18 protein-coding genes are annotated in these 18,720 nt (G+C 57.3%); 2 read left to right on the top strand and 16 right to left on the bottom strand.

Features of this window, described 5'->3' with window-relative positions; genetic code table 11:
- Window positions 1–57: 57 nt before the first annotated feature.
- Both D8Z78_RS21390 and D8Z78_RS21385 read right to left on the bottom strand, forming a co-directional pair.
- Window positions 58–1,089 (bottom strand): zinc-dependent alcohol dehydrogenase family protein, encoded by a 1,032-nt coding sequence (locus tag D8Z78_RS21390; protein ID WP_206169721.1) that lies wholly within the window; start codon window positions 1,087–1,089, stop codon window positions 58–60.
- 126 nt (window positions 1,090–1,215) lie between these two features.
- The gene (locus D8Z78_RS21385) at window positions 1,216–2,199 is read right to left on the bottom strand and encodes a 3-hydroxyacyl-CoA dehydrogenase family protein (RefSeq protein ID WP_197922732.1); all 984 of its coding nucleotides are present in this window, start codon (window positions 2,197–2,199) and stop codon (window positions 1,216–1,218) included.
- A 277-nt stretch (window positions 2,200–2,476) separates the two neighbouring features.
- Here D8Z78_RS21385 and D8Z78_RS21380 point away from each other — a divergent pair, with 277 nt between their 5' ends.
- Complete coding sequence (locus tag D8Z78_RS21380) at window positions 2,477–3,466, top strand: LysR family transcriptional regulator (RefSeq protein WP_232237198.1); 990 nt, start codon at window positions 2,477–2,479, stop codon at window positions 3,464–3,466.
- A gap of 79 nt (window positions 3,467–3,545) precedes the next feature.
- Here the strand turns inward: D8Z78_RS21380 and D8Z78_RS25120 are convergent, their stop codons facing one another.
- The 4 genes from D8Z78_RS25120 to D8Z78_RS21360 form a co-directional block, all read right to left on the bottom strand.
- On the bottom strand, window positions 3,546–4,370 hold the full coding sequence (locus D8Z78_RS25120) for a universal stress protein (RefSeq protein WP_210180106.1): 825 nt from the start codon (window positions 4,368–4,370) through the stop codon (window positions 3,546–3,548).
- Window positions 4,371–4,585: 215 nt separating this feature from the next.
- Entirely contained in the window at window positions 4,586–5,803 is a 1,218-nt protein-coding gene (locus D8Z78_RS21370) for an amidohydrolase family protein (RefSeq protein WP_229743358.1), read from the bottom strand.
- A gap of 41 nt (window positions 5,804–5,844) precedes the next feature.
- A complete protein-coding gene (locus D8Z78_RS21365) occupies window positions 5,845–6,144 on the bottom strand; it encodes a hypothetical protein (RefSeq protein ID WP_065818597.1) in 300 nt (99 codons plus the stop codon).
- Window positions 6,131–6,496: a Rieske (2Fe-2S) protein gene (locus D8Z78_RS21360; RefSeq protein ID WP_065818598.1), complete on the bottom strand. Its 366-nt coding sequence runs from the start codon at window positions 6,494–6,496 to the stop codon at window positions 6,131–6,133. Before D8Z78_RS21360 ends, D8Z78_RS21365 begins: the two co-directional genes overlap by 14 nt.
- A 114-nt stretch (window positions 6,497–6,610) precedes the next feature.
- Here D8Z78_RS21360 and D8Z78_RS21355 point away from each other — a divergent pair, with 114 nt between their 5' ends.
- A complete protein-coding gene (locus D8Z78_RS21355; protein ID WP_210180108.1) occupies window positions 6,611–7,063 on the top strand; it encodes a MarR family winged helix-turn-helix transcriptional regulator in 453 nt (150 codons plus the stop codon).
- Here D8Z78_RS21355 and D8Z78_RS21350 read toward each other — a convergent pair.
- From D8Z78_RS21350 to D8Z78_RS21305, 10 genes are all read right to left on the bottom strand, one after another.
- On the bottom strand, window positions 7,060–7,995 hold the full coding sequence (locus D8Z78_RS21350) for an EamA family transporter (RefSeq protein WP_065818599.1): 936 nt from the start codon (window positions 7,993–7,995) through the stop codon (window positions 7,060–7,062). The genes D8Z78_RS21355 and D8Z78_RS21350 overlap by 4 nt on opposite strands.
- Before the next feature lie 27 nt (window positions 7,996–8,022).
- Window positions 8,023–8,466, bottom strand: coding sequence for a hypothetical protein (locus D8Z78_RS21345; protein WP_065818600.1), 444 nt, complete (start codon window positions 8,464–8,466; stop codon window positions 8,023–8,025).
- Between the two features lie 13 nt (window positions 8,467–8,479).
- The gene (locus tag D8Z78_RS21340; protein WP_171900128.1) at window positions 8,480–9,472 is read right to left on the bottom strand and encodes an ABC transporter substrate-binding protein; all 993 of its coding nucleotides are present in this window, start codon (window positions 9,470–9,472) and stop codon (window positions 8,480–8,482) included.
- Entirely contained in the window at window positions 9,469–10,689 is a 1,221-nt protein-coding gene (locus D8Z78_RS21335) for a Gfo/Idh/MocA family protein (RefSeq protein ID WP_255446371.1), read from the bottom strand. The genes D8Z78_RS21340 and D8Z78_RS21335 overlap by 4 nt, the downstream gene beginning before the upstream one ends.
- A complete protein-coding gene (locus D8Z78_RS21330; protein WP_008335720.1) occupies window positions 10,646–11,584 on the bottom strand; it encodes a PDR/VanB family oxidoreductase in 939 nt (312 codons plus the stop codon). The genes D8Z78_RS21335 and D8Z78_RS21330 overlap by 44 nt, the downstream gene beginning before the upstream one ends.
- 140 nt (window positions 11,585–11,724) lie before the next feature.
- Entirely contained in the window at window positions 11,725–12,870 is a 1,146-nt protein-coding gene (locus D8Z78_RS21325; RefSeq protein WP_008335721.1) for an alpha-hydroxy acid oxidase, read from the bottom strand.
- Between the two features lie 127 nt (window positions 12,871–12,997).
- The gene (locus tag D8Z78_RS21320) at window positions 12,998–14,278 is read right to left on the bottom strand and encodes a Rieske 2Fe-2S domain-containing protein (RefSeq protein WP_040885915.1); all 1,281 of its coding nucleotides are present in this window, start codon (window positions 14,276–14,278) and stop codon (window positions 12,998–13,000) included.
- Window positions 14,279–14,589: 311 nt separating this feature from the next.
- Complete coding sequence (locus D8Z78_RS21315) at window positions 14,590–15,216, bottom strand: putative antibiotic biosynthesis monooxygenase (protein WP_100161600.1); 627 nt, start codon at window positions 15,214–15,216, stop codon at window positions 14,590–14,592.
- Window positions 15,217–15,377: 161 nt separating this feature from the next.
- The gene (locus D8Z78_RS21310) at window positions 15,378–17,282 is read right to left on the bottom strand and encodes a TRAP transporter permease (RefSeq protein WP_240672216.1); all 1,905 of its coding nucleotides are present in this window, start codon (window positions 17,280–17,282) and stop codon (window positions 15,378–15,380) included.
- A 165-nt stretch (window positions 17,283–17,447) separates the two neighbouring features.
- Window positions 17,448–18,437, bottom strand: a complete 990-nt coding sequence (locus D8Z78_RS21305; protein ID WP_121632688.1) for a TAXI family TRAP transporter solute-binding subunit — start codon at window positions 18,435–18,437, stop codon at window positions 17,448–17,450.
- Window positions 18,438–18,720 lie beyond the last annotated feature (283 nt).

Raw genomic sequence — 18,720 nt, 5'->3', positions numbered from 1 at the left:
GGAAGCAACGACCAATCCGGCTTAAAACTTACGGGACTGCAGCGCGCGGCCCCCATCTCAAAACACGATTACTCCCTTTCCCCCGACCTGCTTGTCGAGCAGGTCGTAGGCTTTTCCGGCGTCCTCCAGCGCCCACCGGTCTGAGAAGATTGAACCGACGTCGATCCCGCGATCCACGGAAAAGACGCCGCAATCCTCCATCAGGTTAGTGGAGAAGGTGAACGATCCCGCCATGTTGATCTGGCGAAAGATCACGTCTGACGCGAGGTTGATTTCTGTCGGCTGTCCCAGTCCAACGAAGACCGCGGTGCCCCAAAGCCGTAGGCATTTGACTGCGTCGTTGATCGCTTGTGGTGCGCCCGATGTTTCCAGCGTGTAGTGCGCGCCCCGACCGTGTGTCAGTTCTCGGATTGCCTCCACAGCGTCGGTTTCAACCGGGTTGATTGTTTCGACGGCGCCGAAGCGGCGGGCCATTTCGAGCCGCTCGGGGCTGATATCGAGAGCGATCACCCTCGCCCCCATTGCCGCGGCGAATTGTGTGCCTGATAACCCGACAGGGCCCTGTCCGAAGATCGCGATCGTATGGCTGCCGTTGGGCTGGATCTTGCGCAGTGCGGCGTAGGAGGTGCCGGACCCACAGGCAATCGCCGCACCCGCTTCGAACGACAGCTCTTCGGGCAGCGTGACCAGCGTATGGGCCGCGCATTTCATGTATTTCGCGTGCGCGCCATGGGCTGTCCAGCCGTAAATGTCAGGCACCTTGTTTTCGCAGATTTGGGGCCACCCGGTGCGGCACTGATCGCAGATGTGGCAGCCGGAGTAGTGATGGATCATCACCCGTTGCCCGATCCGCGCAATGTTCCGATCAATCCCCGGCCCGATCGCTACGACGACCCCGCAGGGCTCGTGTCCGGCGATTATGGGTCCGCCGTCGCGCATCGTCTCGTAAGGTTTGCCCTTGGCCAATTTGCGAAACGCCCGGTCGTCGCTCGGTGCGCGGTAGGCGTGCAGATCACTGCCGCAAAGACCCGATGCCTTGACCTCGATGACCACTTCGCCCGGCCCTGGCGTCGGATCGTCGAACTCCATGATCTCGACCCGCTTGTCTCCGGGAAATGTCACACCCCGCATATCGCGCTCCCTTTGCACTAAAATTCACCTGCCCTGCCGAATTACCGGACACGTCGTTTTCCGCTTCTCGTTTCCTTGTTCGAACTAGCTAACGTTCAAAGAGCGAACGGGATCGATCTCTTCGAGCCAGGCCAGGAGGGCACGCAATTGGGCGTCCCGCGTCTCGACTACCGCTTCGGGGCTGTTGTTGAACTTGTACCAACCCTGCCCCGTCATCGCGCCGAGGTTGTTCTGTTCGACCAGATCCTCAAGCACCTTCCGGCCCTTGTAATTCTCGTCTCCGGTCTGCTCGTAGATCGAATTAGTGACGGCGAGCGCGGTCTTCTTCGAGACGATTAGATCTTCAGTCAGGAGTGGACCCCATAGCGCGAGCCGCGGCCCGAGACTTAGCCGGACGGCATCGTCGATATCGTCGCGCGTTGCCAGGCCTTCGTCCATCAGACGATAGATCTCGGTCAGCATGGCGAACTGGATCCGGTTCACAAGAAAGCCCGGACGTTCGAGGATCGCGACACCGACATGTTCGATGTTCTGCACCAGCATGCGGCTCCATGCCACCAACTCCGCTGGCGTATCGGCCGCATGGATCAACTCGATTACGGGAACGATATGACCCGGAGTAACATAGTGAATGCCCATCATCCGCTCTTTGCGTGTCATTTGAGCGGCGATGTCGGAGATCAGGAAGGACGAGGTGTTGGTCGCCAGCACCACGTTTTCCGGACAGATCCTGTCGAGTTCCGCGAACAGGGCCTGTTTGACTTCCAGGGATTCCTGCACTGCTTCATGCACGAGGAAGGCCCCTTCGACCGCGCTCGCAAGATCCGGCTCAAGTGTCACTCCGGCTAGCATGGCCTCCGATTCATCCGAATCCTCGATCAGTCCTGCCGCGATCGGGCGGGCCCGCTCCACGTAAGTGTCAAGCATGGTCTGATTGCTGTCGCAGATCACCGCATCATAGCCGTGATGCGCATAGAGTGTCGCGATGACACATCCCATGAATCCGGCCCCGACGATGCAAATCCTACCGGACCCGGGCGGCTCCGTACCGAACGCAAATTCCTTCAAACTTTCCTCCTCCCTTCAAATGGTATGAACCTTCGACTCTTCTGGACGACAGGCTTCTAGCCGACTGTTTCACTCGAGCCGCTGCGATAGCCGCGCAAGGATCAGGAATGTTCCGATTGTGCGATGCCGAGCGGTCTCGCGTCCAATACGCAAACGTCGACAATATATATGGCTACGGTTATGATTTAATGCCGGGCACTCAATCAATAGAGTTGATTCCTGAACTTGCCCGACTGATTTATTGTGGTTTTGGTATGCTTCCGAGCCATCAAACCGGATGCCTGACACAGGAGAACAGGAATTGCGCAAAGATCGGCCAGAAGAACCGAACGACACGCTGTCGAAAGACTTGCTTCGGTCGCGCAACCTCACGCTGCACAAGCTGCACGTCTTTTGCACGATCGCCAAATTCAACAGTGTAACCCGCGCGGCGGAATATTTGAATATCGCGCAACCCGCAGTAACCGCCCACCTGCGCAGTCTTGAGAAGAGCCTTGGTGTCAAGTTGGTGCGCAAGGCCGGGCGCAACATCGAACTGACACAAGCCGGGCGTCGCACTCTTGCCTGGGCGAAGGAAACTATTCAGCGCAGCTCAGATATGTTTCTTGACCTCGCAGACATCAAGAAAGGCTTGATTGGCCGAACGCGGATCGCCTCGTCGATGGTGGCCGGGACTTACAAGTTGTCTGAAACTATAATCGCGTTCAAAAAGGAATATCCATCGGCCAGGATTTCGGTGTCGATGGCCAGCCCCTACCTTGCCACGGAATCAGTACTGCTTGGGGATTGCGACTTCGGGATCACTTTGGTTGATCACAATCGCGACACCTCACGGTTGGAGATCGAATTGCTCTGGCGCGAGCCGCTTTATCTGGTGGCCGCGATAGAGAGCCGACTGGTCGGCGATGTCGCTTATATCGATGAGCTAGGGACATTGCCGTTGATCACCCCGCCGAAAGGGCAAATGGCGCGAGAGCTCATCGACGAGGTGCTGCGCGCCGCAGGGGTCGTGCGAACCAACAGCGTACTAGCCTTCGGGCATCCCGAGCCGATCCTAAATGCGATCCGCGCCGATGTCGGGGCCGGTTTCGTCTTCAAGAGCGCATTGCCGAGGGACCCAGAGGCGTCGGGGCTTCGCCTTGTGCATACACCAGACCTGGAAATTGCAATGCCACTGTTCCTAGTCTACGACAAGAAGACGGTGTTTTCCGCACCGCAAATTCAGCTCATGGACCGCATCCGACAATCCTTCGCCGAGCCTGCATGATCATGTACAGAAGGCCCCGCGCGGGGGGCGACACTGCGAGCCACGCAAAGGACACCCTCCGAAGGGCACGACGATGCGGTCAGTGGGACATGAACACCGGCACTTGGCTGCTCCTGATGACTTCGTGAGTAACGCCCCCGAACAGGTCTTGCGAAAACTTGCTGTGTTCGTAAGCCCCCATCACGATCAATTTTGCCCCCAACTCGGCAGCGGTCCGTTGAATAACGTCGGCTATGCCGTTCTTGCCTTTGGGGCGCTCGACCTGTTCCACGTCAACACCATGGCGTCGGAGGTGGGTGACAATGTCAGTTCCTTCGGGCATTTTCGGCAGGCTGGCGCCAACGCTCAAGATCGTGACCTTGCGCGGTCTCTCCTCCAAGATCGTCATTGCGTCGTTGAGCGCACGAGCTGCCGAGCGCTTTCCGTCCCAGGCGACGAGAGCATGTGAACCAAGTTTGTCGGTGGAGTATCCATTGGGTACAACAAGGACTGGGCGGCCGCTTTGCAATGCCATGAGATCGGGGTTCACAGCGCGAAATTCATCGGTAGGAAGGTTCGAGTGGTAGCCTGTCACCACAAAATCAAAATTACGTGCGATTTCGGGCAAACTTAACTTTCCGATCTCGCTTGGCATAACAAAACGCGACCGTTCGGCCACTCCAGCCGCAGAAGCTTGCTCCTCAAAAAAGGCGCGAGCAGCTTCGATTTTCTCATTCCGCACATTTCCGAGCTTGTCGAGAAGGTCCTCGGTCAGGCCGAGAACGTGTTCGAAGTAGGAAGAAGTGCTGCCATATACCGCCGTCAGCCATGCATCGTGCTTGGCCGCAATTTTTGTCGCATGACCTACGCCACTCGGGAATCCAGTACTCCCGGAATGCGTAATAAGAATATTCTTGATGCTCATCTTCGCCTCACTGATCGAACACTAAGGCATGCTATCATTTGACTACTTAGATGTCTATGTTTTTTGCTGCACTTCAAAAGATAGCCGGGTCGCGATAACCGCAAGACAAACTGCGCGCCGTTCAAGCATGAAAAAGGCCACCCGGATGTTCTCCGGGCAGCCTCGCAGCGATCCGTATACGCGTGTCCTGTTGGAAACGGACGACGAGAACGGCGTCAACCTTTGGCGTTTGCCTCCAGTTTCCACTCGGACATAACTGGGTCAAGATTGAACAGTTTCTGCGCGTTTCCACCCAGAATGCTCCGCTTGGCCTTCTCGTCCAAGAACGGAAGATCATAGATCGTGCTCGGAAGATCCATATCCCAATGCGGATAGTCGGACGAATAGAGCAACTGCGATTCTGCGTTTATCATCTTGAAGGTGACCTCCAAAGCTTCGCGGTTGTCCACCAGCTCCATCGGCTGCGTAGAGTAGTACATCTCGCGCATGTAATCGCTGGGTTTTTTCTTCAAGAGCGGAGCATCGGACGTACGCATCATGTACTCGTTGTCCAGCCGTTGCATCAGGAAGGGAACCCAAGCCAGACCGCTTTCGATCCACATGGTTTTCAACTTTGGGAAACGTTCGGGCATGCCGTTCATAACCCAGTTGGTCATGTGAATGATGTTACAGAAGCTGAAACCAAGCGCGTGAACTGAGATAAACTTGTTCAGCTGCGCCAACGAGGTGTCGGCCCAGTGATAAGCCGCGTGGAAGCCAAGAGGCATTCCGTGCTCTTCCAGTTTGGCATAAATACGCATGTTTGCGCTGTCATGCACTGGGCGCTTCAGATAGCCAGTCGAAAGGAACCCAACGACGCCTTTCTTTTCGGCGAACTCGTCAATCATCTTCTCGGCTTCGTGCGGCTCGTTCATGGGCAGATAGACCATGGATACGAGGCGATTGTCTTCTTCAAGAATGCGCTCGCTCAGCCAACGGTTATAGGCGCGTGCCATTGCCACCTCGACCTCGACTTGGGGGTGCGTCGCCAACAGCAGCATTGGGGTTGGGAAAAGGCACGCCATATCCGTACCCATCGCGTCCATCCAGCGCCGGGCCAAAGTGATGTCACGGTGTGGCTCTTCGGGGACAATTTCCTTGTTCCGACCCGCATAGCGCGTCACGCGCCCAGCCATGTCCTGCGAACCGATCGCCTGCGGAATCAGGCCGGCGCGGCCAACGTTACCGGCTGACAAGCCAAGATGGCGCATCACCGGGTCGTCCATGTATTGCAGGATTTCCGGCAAGGCCTCAGTCTCATAGTGGTGGCTGTCCACATCGCAAATGAAGAAGTCTTTGTAATTGCGATCTTCCGCTTGCTTACGTGCGTTCTTCAGCAGCTTGCTGGTGTTAAATTCCTGGATCGCCGGATCGTTATCCGAGCTGTAGTTCATCGTGTTGCCCGTTAAAGACATTTTATCTCTCTCCCCTCGTGTTACGGATTCAGCGTCTGCCACATGCCCAACTCGAACACCGCCATATCGGCAGCATCGAGAATGCCGGTCGCGGCTATGGCGACAGCTGTCGCCGAGACATCGTTGTCTCGTGGGAATGCGGGCAAGCCGTCATTGGTTTCGCGAAGTTTCGCATATGCGGTCACAACATGTGAAAACAGCGCCTGAAGCTGCTCGGCGCGCAGGCCACTGCTTTCGGGGTTGCGAAGTGCATTCAGGACAGCATCGAGCGATGCCTCCAGAGCAGGAGCTTCAGCGGTTATCTGGTCAAACTTCGACATAGACCTCTCCTCCTCTTTCCACCACGTTGTAACGTTTCATTTTGTACTTCGGATCGCCGACGGCTTCGCCCGTCGCAATCTTGAATTCCCAGCCATGCCACGGGCAAACGAAATGCAGTTCGTCTTCGTTGAAGGTCTGCCGGAGCGTGCGCTGCTGGTCGTCGAGTTCAACGCAGACCTGCGGCATCTTTAGGCCTTCGCATACCGGGCCACCTTGGTGCGGACACACGTTCTTATATGCAACGATGTCTCCTTTGTGCCGAATGACCCCGATCTCGACCCCGTCGACCTCGCAAATTTTTGCCGTCTTGTCGCTCAAGTCCGACACCGCGCATAGCAATCTTTCTGGCATCTTAGCTCCTCCGTCTGTTGCCCAGTCTTGCTTCAAGTTAGTAAGATTGCCTTACTATAAGAACGGCTTTAGAATTGTCAAGAAATAAGACATCTAAATTAGAGGGCGCAAATCGTGCCGCAATCACCTTCTAGGAAACGTGGTCTTGGGGCGTCGCTCCGCCTGGCGCATCATCTTTATGGTAAGCTGCTGCAGGAGCAGTTGCGCGAAACCGGGCTCAGCATGGCGCAGTACATTCATCTTCGGTGCCTGAGAGAGGAAGGCAAACTAAAACAATCCGAGCTTTCCGGGTTGCTGGGCATCGAAAAGGCGTCGTCCACACGCGTCCTGGACGAGCTCGAAAAGCGAGATCTTATCACGCGTAACCGCAGCCAGTCCGACCGGCGCGTGGTTCATGTCGACCTGACTGACGCAGGGCTTCGAACGATAGATGGCGCAATGAAATCTGCGCGTCTCGCGGCAGATCACGCCTCGGCGGGATTTGAACCCGACGAGTTGGGTCACCTTTTCGCTGCGATGGACAAGCTGCTGGACAATCTCGCAAGCGCGTGTTGCCAGTCCCACTAACCAAACCTTGGCGCAAGGGCGAGAAGTGTCACACCGGTCGCGGCTAGTGCAGACGACAGGTAGAATCTGGGACCCGGGCGCCGTTCGGTTTTGAAGATATGGCCTGCGAGCCAGGCGGCAAAGAACATCTCGATTGAAGACATGATCGCGACGACGGTCACATCAGTGAACATAAGCGAAAAGAACAGCGCGACTTGTCCGACCGTCATCGAACTGCCAGCCAGAAGTTGCCACCCGCTCGGCCGCTGAATTCGCCAGGCAAACGCGTCGCGCGATTTGAACCGGAACACCCAGGAGACCGCAAACCACATTAGACCCGTCATCGCACCGATGAAAACTCCGGCCAGAGGGTCCGGCAAAGTCTGCATCGCGAGCTTTCGGGAGACGAACGAGCCGCCATACCCGGCGGCGGACGCTACGGCCATCGCCCGGCCCTTGTTCTTCTCTCGAGGGTCAGGATCTCCGACCGCCAAGTCAGAAGCCGATTTGACCGAAGCGCGTGACATCATGATTACCACGCCGCTGGTAACCAGGAAGAAGGCGATGACCACAGGTGTCGTGATGACCTCACCGAGCAGAAAGAACGCCAACAGCGCCGCAAACACTGGTATCAGGCGTCGGATGAAACCGGTCTCGATGGCTCCGGCAAGCTCTACCGAGCGGAACAGCGTAAGACGGCCGACAACGTTGCCAAGCACCCCGGCTGCAACGAAATAGGCCACACCAATGAGTACACCGCGGTTAAGTTCCGGCATCGTTGGGCCCAGGAGCAGCCAAAGCGCCCCAGAGACAACGGCGGTCATCAGGACAGAGATAAGAACGTCGTTGCCGCGGCCCTGAACCGATTGGGAGCTCTTTGCAATGGAAACCGAACTGAAAGCGTAGCAGAACGCTCCGAACACGGCCAAGAGGCCGCCGAACCCCGCGGTCATCGCGCGTGTCGGCGCGGATTGTTCCTGCTACTTGTCATGGGCCAGCAACTGATCCAGGAAGTGGCCTGAAGACATAACCTCGCGCATTGGCAGCGTCTCCTGCTGCTCCATCAGCTCGGTAGAATAGGTCAAGCCCTGACCATCCCAGAACCACCAATAGATGATCTCGCCCTGTTTGTCGCGAATCGGCATCCGGAAAATCGGGAAACTTCTTTCAGAATGCGGAATGTCCGACCTTCCGGCAAGCGCGTGCTTCAACCCTAACCGATTCAATACCCCCGTTAGGGGGACCATGGCCATCGGTGCGGGTTTTTCGGCCAATACAGTCACATTGTCGGGCCGGTGCTCGCAAGGCCCCGGGAGGAACTTGACCACAGGGGGATAGCTCGGATGGGTATGGGTGAGCTGCACGTAAGCCAGCCCCTTCGTTGTTTCGACCTCGACGATATCTCCGGGTGCGTACTCTTCCATTGCGGCGCTCCTCTTAAAGGCTGTAGGCTTCTAGGGTCGAGGGATGGAACAGTTCTTCGATCTCCACTCGGCGTGGGGACAGACCCTGACTCGCGTGGTAATCCAAAAACTTGTTCAGGACATGGGCGTTGCCGCCGACGCCATAGCTCCAGGGGTCGTCACCCATTAGCGCATGCACGCGGTTGAGATTATCCTCGACGAAGGGCATCGTTACTTTCGTTGCCGAGGTGTCAGAAAGTGCTTCTTCTGCCAGCAGCTTCGATTGCGTGAACGCCTTGAGCAGGGCGGCGGGTAGGAATGGGTATTCTTCTGCGAGGCTGCGGCGCAACCCAAGAACATGCATGATCGGAAAGATCCGGGTCTTTTCGAAATAGGCTTCGGCCGTAGCGATGCTGTCTGCAAAGAGCCGACCTACGTGCGGATGCCGCTCGGCGAAACAACGCGGCCAACGCGGGCCGATGAAGCCGTCGATCTCACCGGCCTCGAGCATGCCATTCAACGTGCTGCCCACCGGCGCCTCTTCCATGCGGATATCGTCGGGCAACTGGACCTTGATCTTTTCGGGCCGGCCCGGCGTATCCATACCGCCGCGCACCCAGATGATATCGGAGGGTTTGACGCCGTATTCCTCTTCGAGAATGCCGCGCACCCAGACATTGGCAGACAGCTGGTATTCGGCAATGCCAATGCGCTTGCCCTTCAGATCCTGCGGCGTGTCGATCCCTTTGTCGGTTCGAATGTAGACTGAAGTGTGACGGAACGCCCGGCTCAGAAAGACCGGGATCGCGACATAGTGCGGATTTCCGCGGGCGACCGAGATCGAATACGAGGACAACGAAATTTCGCTGATATCGAACGCTTCGTGGCGGAACGCCCGGAAGAACATTTCTTCTGGGGACAGTAGCATGGGAACGGGATCGACACCGTCTATCTGCACTCTTCCATCCACAATGGCACGCGTCCGGTCATAGTTTCCCATGGCAAGGGATAGTTTGAGACTGCTCATCCTGTTTGTTCCTCCTCACTTGTTTTGCATTGTTGCCGCAAATCGACAGGTTGGCCGGTCGAGGCGGACTGCAGGATCGCATGGCAAACCTCCAGGCTTGCCAGACCCCATGCGCCTGTCTGGACGGGGGCCCTGTTCTGGCGGACAGCGGCCACCAGCGCATCGTTTACGGTTCTACGTGGCGCGGGCCCGAATTTTGCTTCGATGAAGCTGCGCTCGGTGTCACCGAATACTTCGACGCCGTCCGGAGTCAGCTTTAGATCGGCACGGTCGCAAAGCGCGATAACTGGGCCAAAATGCTCGTTGTGCTCTGCGTCGACAGTCTTACCGCTGCCGAATGTGCGCGTCGTCTTGAGGCGTGCCTCGTCATCGGGATCGAGGTCCATCAGTGCCCGCCTTGCATCGCCATAGGCGCCGGCGCGTTTTAGCTGCCCCAGCTCTCCGACGTCGTTCATCCAAATGTCGCTATCGAAATGGGCGTAGCCCGAATAGGTGAGATTGGCGACGCATCCACCCTCAAAGTTCATCAGCGCTGTAAAAGCACCTTCTGTTGGACGCTTTGGATCCCATGCCCCGGTCATGGCATAAATCTTCTCTCCCATGCCGCCTGCAAGCCGTCGGACCACGTCGATCTGGTGGATGGCCTGGCTGAACAGCACACCTCCTCCTTCTTCGGTGCGCAGCTCCTCCGGGCGTCGGGGACGATACAGGAAGTCGGTGTAGTTAAGGGCTTGGATCATTCTCAACTGGCCGAACTTGCCGCTCGCGATCAACTGTGCGGCCAAGTCGACCGGCGGATCGAAACTGTGGCTGGGCCCAACGATCAGGTGAACCCCCGCCGCGTTCGCCGCGGCGACCATGGTCTCGGCGTCTTCCATCGAGATCGCGAGCGGCTTTTCCACGAGAATGTGCTTTCCAGCGCGCGCCGCGGCCAGAACGTGATCTACATGCATTTGGTGCGGGGTGGCGATGTATATCGCTTCTACAGATGGGTCGGCGCATAGATCCTCGACAGTCGCATAGGCGACACCGCCATATTGCTCTTCGAATGCGGCCCGGCTTTCCGCTCGCGGCGCGGCCGCGGCCGTGAGCTTGACGCGTGCGTCGGCATCAAAGGTGGGGACCATCAGCATGAAAGCCCGCCCCAATCCCGCAACTCCGAGGCGGACGGGATCAGAGGTCAAGAACCAGCCTCCCCGATAGCGCGCGCGATACACAAATCATTATATGGTCGCTCTTTTCCTCTTCCATAAGCACCATGTCGCGATGGTCAGCTTCCCCTTCGAGGAGGCGGGTCTTGCAGGTGCCGCATGTGCCACTTTCACAGGAACTGGATGTTGCGAATCCGGCGTCACGCAATGCTTCCAAGATCGAACGATCTTCGGGCACCGTGACGGTTTCGCCACTTTTTTTCAGCTCCACTTCGAAAGAGACATCGTCTTGGCGCACCACATCGACGGGCTTGAAATCCTCGAAGTGAATTCGCCCCTCCGGCCAGTGCCCGGAAACGGCCTTGATTTCATCCATCAACGGTTTCGGTCCACAACAGAATACATGAGTGGCACGAGGTGTGACCAGATCGTCCCAGAAATCGTAGACCGCATCCGGAGCGCCGCCGTCATGGTGCACAATTATCCGGCCATCGAAATCTCTCATCAGTTCATCCAGATAGGCCGATTCCTCCGGACTGCGGCTGACGTAGATGATTCTGAGCATCTTGCCCTTCTTGTCGAGATACCGCGCCATCGACAGAATCGGCGTGATCCCGATACCGCCGGCGATGAGCAGGTATTTCTGAACATCGGTTAGCGGGAAATCGTTTTCCGGGAACTCGACTGTCAACTCGGAGCCGACGGTCGCCTGTTCGTGCATCGACGCGGAGCCCCCGCGCGAATTCGGCTCTTTCTTGATCGCGACAACAAATTCCTTTGGATCGCTGCCATCGTTGATCAGTGAATAGCGGCGCATTGCGCCGGACGGAGTTTCCAAGGTGATGTGAGCACCAGGATCGAAACTAGGGAGTACATCGTCTCCAACCGGCACCAGGGTGAATTCGGTGATGCTCGGGGTCAAGTCACGCCGTTTCTCGACGCGCATCTTGATATTCTCCATGAGGTCCTCCCATTTGGTCGTGATTGTGAAATTGTTTAGATAGCTAAGTTGTGTGTGTCAACCGACCATGTGCTGCGCAGTCATCCTGAACGTTGGGCGAGCCATCGAGAACGTGCAGGTTCTACTGGTGGAGGAACCTGTTATGACCGTCGGGTTTCGACGTTGACACCTGAGACAGCGGACACGGATCGTGCGCCCACAAAGGTCATGGTTCTCGTCATCTCATCTTCAAGGATCGAAAGCGCCCGTGACACGCCCGCCTCGCCTTGCGCCGCCAACCCATAGAGTGGCGCGCGGCCCAGCAGAACGCCCTTCGCACCCAAGGTGAGAGCTTTCACGATATCACTGCCGCGACGAATGCCGCCGTCCAGCAGAACCGGGAACTTCCGATCCAGAGCCGCGATGATGTCGGCGAGAACATCGATCGTGGCAGGAGCGCCATCAAGCTGCCGACCACCGTGGTTCGAGACGATAACTCCATCCACGCCGGCGCGTTGCGCGTCAATAGCATCTTCTGGGCACATGATCCCCTTGATCAGCAGCGGGCCTTTCCATTTCTCCCGAATGCGGCGAACATCATCCCACGAAAATTCCGGGTTCCGCTGAGATCGTGTAAACTCGGCCAGCTCGCTGTCGCTAGCGCTGTTTCCGACAAAGTCCAAGAGGTTCTCAAGTCTGGGACGGTGCGGCCCGAGCCAAACGGAGCTCAGCCAAGCAGGATGAAGAAGCCCATCGAGAACAGTCCGCGGGCCAATGCGGATTTCGTGGGCGAAGCCATGCCGCAGATCACGTTCGCGCTTGCCGCCCACGAGTGAATCGACAGTCAGCACCAGAGCCGAGTAACCTGATGCCTGCGCCCGGTCGATCAGCGCTTCGGCGAACGCGCCTTGCCCCCAAGGGTAGAGCTGGAACCAGAGGGGACCCTTGCTCTTCCCTGCGATCTCCTCCAACGTCGTGTTCGAGGCGGTCGAAACCGTGAACCCGACCCCGGATCGTTCGGCCGCAGCGGCGAGGTGCAGATCTCCCTGGGGCCAGTAGAGGCCGTTCAGTCCTGTCGGCCCTATAAAAAACGGCTTGGAGTATGTTTCCCCGAACAGCTCCAAGGTGAGATCGACGCTCCCCCCTTTGAGGATTCGCGGCGTGAGAACGATATCCGTGAAGGAACTGCGGTTCCGCCGCAGCGTCACCTCTGCTTCCGCGCCCCCATCCAAATAGTCGAACACCACCCGTGGCAGGCGGCGCCGTGCCTGCTCCCGCAAGTCTTCAATATTGATTGCTGTCGTCATCACGCCTGTCGCCCGTCGAGCAGAATCCGTCGAGGCAAGCTTTGAAAGTCCGACGGCACCACGAAAAAAGAGCCGCCCAAAACCCCTTGAGGCTCTGGACGGTTCAGGGAGGAAACATGTAGGCGGGTTATTCCGCCGCTTCCGTCTTGCTCGACGTGTCCACAAGTGTTCGCCAATCGACGTCTTTAGGATACACGCCCTCATGAGAGGCGATTACCCTTTGCGGAATCTTCGAGTCAGTGCCGATCGCCTGACCACCTTCGGCGACTTTCTTTGCTGCATCGGCCATCAGCCGACGGAATTCGACAATCGCCAGGTCGGAAGCCCCAAGAATATCTGTGTGGCGCTGCACGCGGCTGCCCATCGAAACCCACATCACAATATCTTCGTTCGGAATGCCGTCCACGCCTGTAAAGTGGCCTTCCTTCATCCTTTCGCGGTCCTGTTTGAAGTCGTTCTCTAAGGTCCGGAGAGAGCGCCATTTGTGGTCGACATCCACACCCGGTACGGCATGGGCAAATTTGCGCCACTCTTCGGTAGAGGGAACGTTAGGTCCGTCGAAGGCTATGAAGTGAAATGCTGTCTCATCGTCATTGATCGGCACGATGACGCTTGCGACTCGGTAGTTGTTGTTGGGCGGAATCAGCGAGTAATAGGGCGCGACAAATTCGGTGATCCGAAGATAGTTGTGCGTCTGAGCGTTTTTGATTGGCTTTCGGATCGCCGCGTAGTGGAAACCGTAGCTCGTGGTTTCAGTCTGCATACGTGGGGATTTGTCGGTCGACGGGCGGTACCATGATTTGTCGTCCGCCGCGGCGCCCTCGACCCGTGCCGGAACCATATTCGACGAATGGAGCGACGACGAGTGCGCGCTGTCGATCTGACCCTCGTGGATCTGCGCCCAGTTTGCAGGAACGCGAATTTTCAGGATCGAAACTGGGGTGTCCTCGGTCGGGGCAAAGGCCGGCGGTTGGAACTCAGGCATGTCATCTTTCTCGCCGAGCCAAGCCCAGACGAAGCCGCCCCACTCCCGCACGGGGTAGGAACGATGTTTGACCTTGTCCATCAATGGACTGCCTTCCGGCTCCGAAGACATGGCGACGACATTGCCTTCGACGTCCATCTTCCAGCCGTGATAAAGGCAGCGCAGCCCACATTCCTCGTTTCGGCCATAGACCAGAGAGGCCTTTCTGTGCGGGCAAAGCTCATCCAGCATCCCCAGACGACCCTTGGTATCCCGGAACGCGACATAGCTCTCGCCGAGAACTTCGACTCGAAGCGGTTTGCCGTCCGACTCTTCAACCTCTTCGATCAGGCATACGGGCGTCCAGTGTTGACGCATAAGTTGCGCCATCGGGGCATCCCCCGTTACGCGTGTAAGCAGTTCATTCTCTTCGGGTGTAAGCATCTGGGCTCCTCCAAGGGCATCCGACTCTTTTAGTGGATGAGTGGTACTCTACCTCTCAAGTATTCTTAGCTCTCTAAGTTTTATCTGTCAACGTAACCTGCAAATTTTTTTGCCCGCGTAGTAGGAACTGACCTCACTTGTTGTCCGAAATAGCGGGTTCTGAACTAGACCAAGCTGACGAGATCGCCTAACCGAGATACTTTCGCGCAATTGTGCTTCTGTACCTCCCCGACAGCGGCTTGCCGGGCCCGTCACTGAGGTGTCATGGCAGCCAGCCTGCGCATGAGTCGCGGCAAGCGCACTATCTCGCTTCACCGTGTGAGCCATGGACGCAATCTCTTGCCCAGAAACGGCGCAACGTAGACACCGTTCACTCCGGTGAGCACCAGCGCAACAAGAAACAATGACACCGGACCTGGAAGGTTTTGCGTGAGCGGTTGCAGCGCGTAGTAGATAAGGATCAGCAGAGGATAGACACCCAGCATGCTGGCGACCCAGGCTTTCCAATAGCGCGGCGCGGCTGGCGGTTTCGGGTCAGTACCGTTGGCTGGCACCTGTTGTCCTACAGTCACCGAAGCGAAGCTCAGCCTCTCTTCGAGATCATGGGCCAAGGCGGCCATTCCGTCTCGGAGCGAAACGGATGCTTCTTCCCCACGCAAGGTCACCGAAAAGATGATCTGGTCATTGACAGTCTGATTCTGTAGCGACATGCGCGCGTCAAATCGGTTCCAATCTAGGTGATCAGGAGCGGCATCGTTGATCGCCTTCGCGACGACCGCGGCCTGTACAAGGGGTGCTCTGATGGTAACCGACAGCACGGAGATCGCGTCGGTGCCGATACTAAGCTGTTTTGGCCCAAGTTCTTCCGGTCCCCGTGTTTCATTCATTTCCTGAACCTCGACGTACTTTGCGCCGGTTGCGAAGTGATCAGTTCCCACCTACGGAAGTAGCCGCCTGTTTTCCGCGTCATAGGCCGAGTCATAGGCCGACCGGCCCGGACCAACCTTAGAAATTGGCCCAGGCCACATGCCGCCTCTGGGTTGAATCCCTCGATGACCAGACTGCACTTCAATTGGGGCAACCTGCTGAGGCGCGACAGCTAGGCTCTGTCGACGTGGGCGCTTTCTGTCGTGAAAGCGATCTGCCGGATTAGCATTGCGACAATCACCAAAATACAGATCGCGGATACCGCCAAATATGGACTTACGGCGCCAATCGCAGCGATGGGAAGTACGCCCCTTTCGATTGCAGTGAGTTGTGTCTTGACCAAGCCTTCCAGAGAGGCTGCGACCGCGAGGGCTCCGGCAAAAGCACCCACGACGGCCAAGGTGTTTGCCAGGGGGCCAAGTTCTAGGAGAATACCTGGGTTCCACACGAAGGCGAAGGGCAGCAGGAAGCCGACGATGGCTAGCCGGACTGCAGAGAACGCGATCTTGAAGGGGTCTTCGTCTGCAATCGCTGAGGCCGCGATTGCAGCCACAGCAATCGGTGGCGTCAGTGCCGAGAGAATCGCGTAGTAGAGCAGAAACATCTGGCTGGGCAACGTCGGGAAACCAAGTTTCGCCAGCGCCGGACCTACTAGCACGGCCGCCAGGATATACGCACTGGGCGTTGGCATCCCGAGACCGAGAACAATCGTGACGAGCGCGGCGATAACGAGAGTCAGCAGTGGTTGCATGTTGCTGACAGTCAAAATGACGTTCGCGGATTTCATTCCAAGGCCGGTCATCGACAGGCCGCCGATCACAAGACCAGCTGCGGCACAAGCGCCTGCGACCGGCAGGATTTGGAGCGTAGTTGCCCCCAGCCCTTCCACCAACTGCCACAGTGACAGCCGTGTGTCCTTCAGGATCATCGCGGCCAGGATGGTTACCAGAACGCCGACACCGGCTGTGAAGGTCGGGGAATACCCCAAGATAAGGGCGACGATGATGCCGATGATCGGTAGCAGGAAAACCCATCCGGTCTTAAACGTTTCCTTTGCTGAAGGAATTTCGTCTGCGGACGGTCGCAGGTTGTGCTTGACTGACCGGAAGTGAACCTGAGCGAAGACACCAGTGTAGTAAAGAAGTGCCGGCACCAGAGCGGCAAGCACAATGGCGTTATAAGAGATGCCGGAATACTCGGCCATGATGAAGGCAGCCGATCCCATGATCGGAGGCATCGCGCTACCACCTGTCGACGCCGCAACTTCTACCGCCCCTGCGAACCGCGCCCGGTATCCGAGACGCTTCATGACCGGTATCGTGATCGACCCAGTCGCAACAACGTCGGATGTCGGGCTCCCGGACATCGTGCCGTAGAGGCCCGACGAAATGATCGCGATTTTGGCCGGGCCGCCGCGCGCATTGCCGGTCACAAGCGCTGCAAGGTTGAAAAAGAAGTCCCCACCGCCCGCTTTTGCTAGGAAAGTTCCGAACATTACGAACAGAAAGACATAGCTCGCAACAACCTGCAGCGGCACACCAAAGAGCCCATCGGTGGTGAAAACTAGAATATCCAAGAGATAGCTAAACTCGCTGACGCGATGCCCGAACGGCGGCGGCAGAAGGTAGCCAAACAGGTTATAAATCAGGAAGAGGACGACAACGCCGGTCAGGCCCAGGCCGGTGGTCCGGCGCGTCGCTTCGATGGTCAGAAACAACAAGGCTGAGCCAAAGAAGAACTGATCGGTGGTGAATTCGTCGAGAAGACTGATCCGGTCCGCAATCGCTCCCGAGGTCACGTAGAAGTACACCCCTGTGGCCAGGCTCAGCGCAGAGAGAAACCAATCATAGATCGGAATGCTATCCGGCGCGCGCGAGGTCGCGCCGATCGCAAGGAAGAGAATCGTGAAAATGCCCGATACAAACAGAATGCCCTGAATGAGCGGATCGGAGATGATGAAGAGGTTTGAGTGGATTACCCAAATCGCGAATGCCGCCGCCAGCACCATGACAATGGTCCTCATCGGCGAGCCTAAAGTTCTACGACGACCGGTTTCTGTAAGTGAAGGAAAATTCATGTAGCCCCCGTATCAGGCATAGATGAGAACGGGCCGCGAGGTACAGGCCGCACGATGACGTGACGTGACATCTCACTCAGTCATCGGGGCGCATTGCACCGCGCAGTCGATGAGGAGGCCGGCGCGTGCCGCGGCAGCGCACCGGCCGGATCGTTAGGGTCGACCTTATTCGAGCAAGCCCAGTTCCCTGTAGGCACGCTCCGCACCAGGATGGAACGGCAACGTCGTTTGCGACGTCAGCAATTCCGGTGTGAGCGCCTGCATCGCATTATGCACGCCGCGGATCTCGTCGATATTGGTCGCGATACTCTTGGCGAGCATGTAGCCAGTTTCTTCTGGCAGTACGTCGGAAGTGATCACCATCGCACCCAGTGCGAGCGTGACGACATCTTCGGTCTGGTTTTTGTAGCTGTTGGCTGGAATTGTGTAGGTGCCGGTTCCGAAACGCTCGTTGGTCGCAGCGATGATGTCTTCGGGAACGCTGAGCAGCACCACGTCATTGCCCTCATCGACCTTGCGGAACGACGAATGCCCGACGAAGATGCCGTTGATAACCATATCGGTGCGGCCGTCGGTAATCAGATCCGCTTGCTGTGCCGAACCACCGCGAACAAGCACGCCGCCATTTGCCTCAATCGTGGCTTCGTCATAGCCCGCCTCTTCAAGCATGAAAGTCGTGATGTTGGCGACAATGTTCCCGGCGTTGTTATTCGCGACACGGATCGCTGCGCCAGACGTCGCAAGGTCGTCAATGCTATCAATGCCATATTCTTCGGCGAGGGATCTCTTGATGAAGAAATGCATTGGCGCCCAGTTGTACATATAGCCGACAGCCTGAAGGTTCTCGATCGGTGCGTCGAACGGATCGTCTCCCGCGAGGGCCAATTTTATCTCGGCATCATGCGCTAGTCCTAGGTCGGTCCGTTCACGGCCAAGAAGGCCGATGTTCGCAAAGCCACCGCCGGTGGCCTGATAGGTCACCACGCCGTTCGGGTCATCCGCCTTGACGGCCCGGTCGATACCAGCGCCCAGAAGCGACCAAAGCCCCGAGGGATTGCCGCCTGAAAGGGTCACATTGATGCTGTCTGCGGAAGCAGCGCTCGAAAGTACCGCGACCCCGAGCGATGCGGCAACGGCTTTGATTGGAAATTTCATGTCTTCCTCCCTGTTTTCAGTAGACATCTAATATTAGATATCTATCTTTAATGCTACTAGTCTATCCACTCACACCCGTCAACCCTGATTGAAGTCGAGACTATTGTTCAGCGAAAGCCACTCAGGTCATAGTTCCTGACGCGGAACACCCTAAAGCTGAATATTCGGCGTGGGTGCTTTGCAATGACACATCGTCAACCGGTGGAACCCCGGGACGGCAGGGCTCATATCCCGTCCCGAGCCGAAAAATCTATCCACAACCGCCACCTAAAGGCCCGCGCCT

Origin of the sequence: Tropicibacter alexandrii, assembly GCF_003667315.2 — a bacterium.
Classification (GTDB): Bacteria; Pseudomonadota; Alphaproteobacteria; order Rhodobacterales; family Rhodobacteraceae; genus Tropicibacter; species Tropicibacter alexandrii.
The sequence above is the reverse complement of the archived record's forward strand: the minus strand, read 5'-3'. Positions and strand labels throughout refer to the sequence as shown.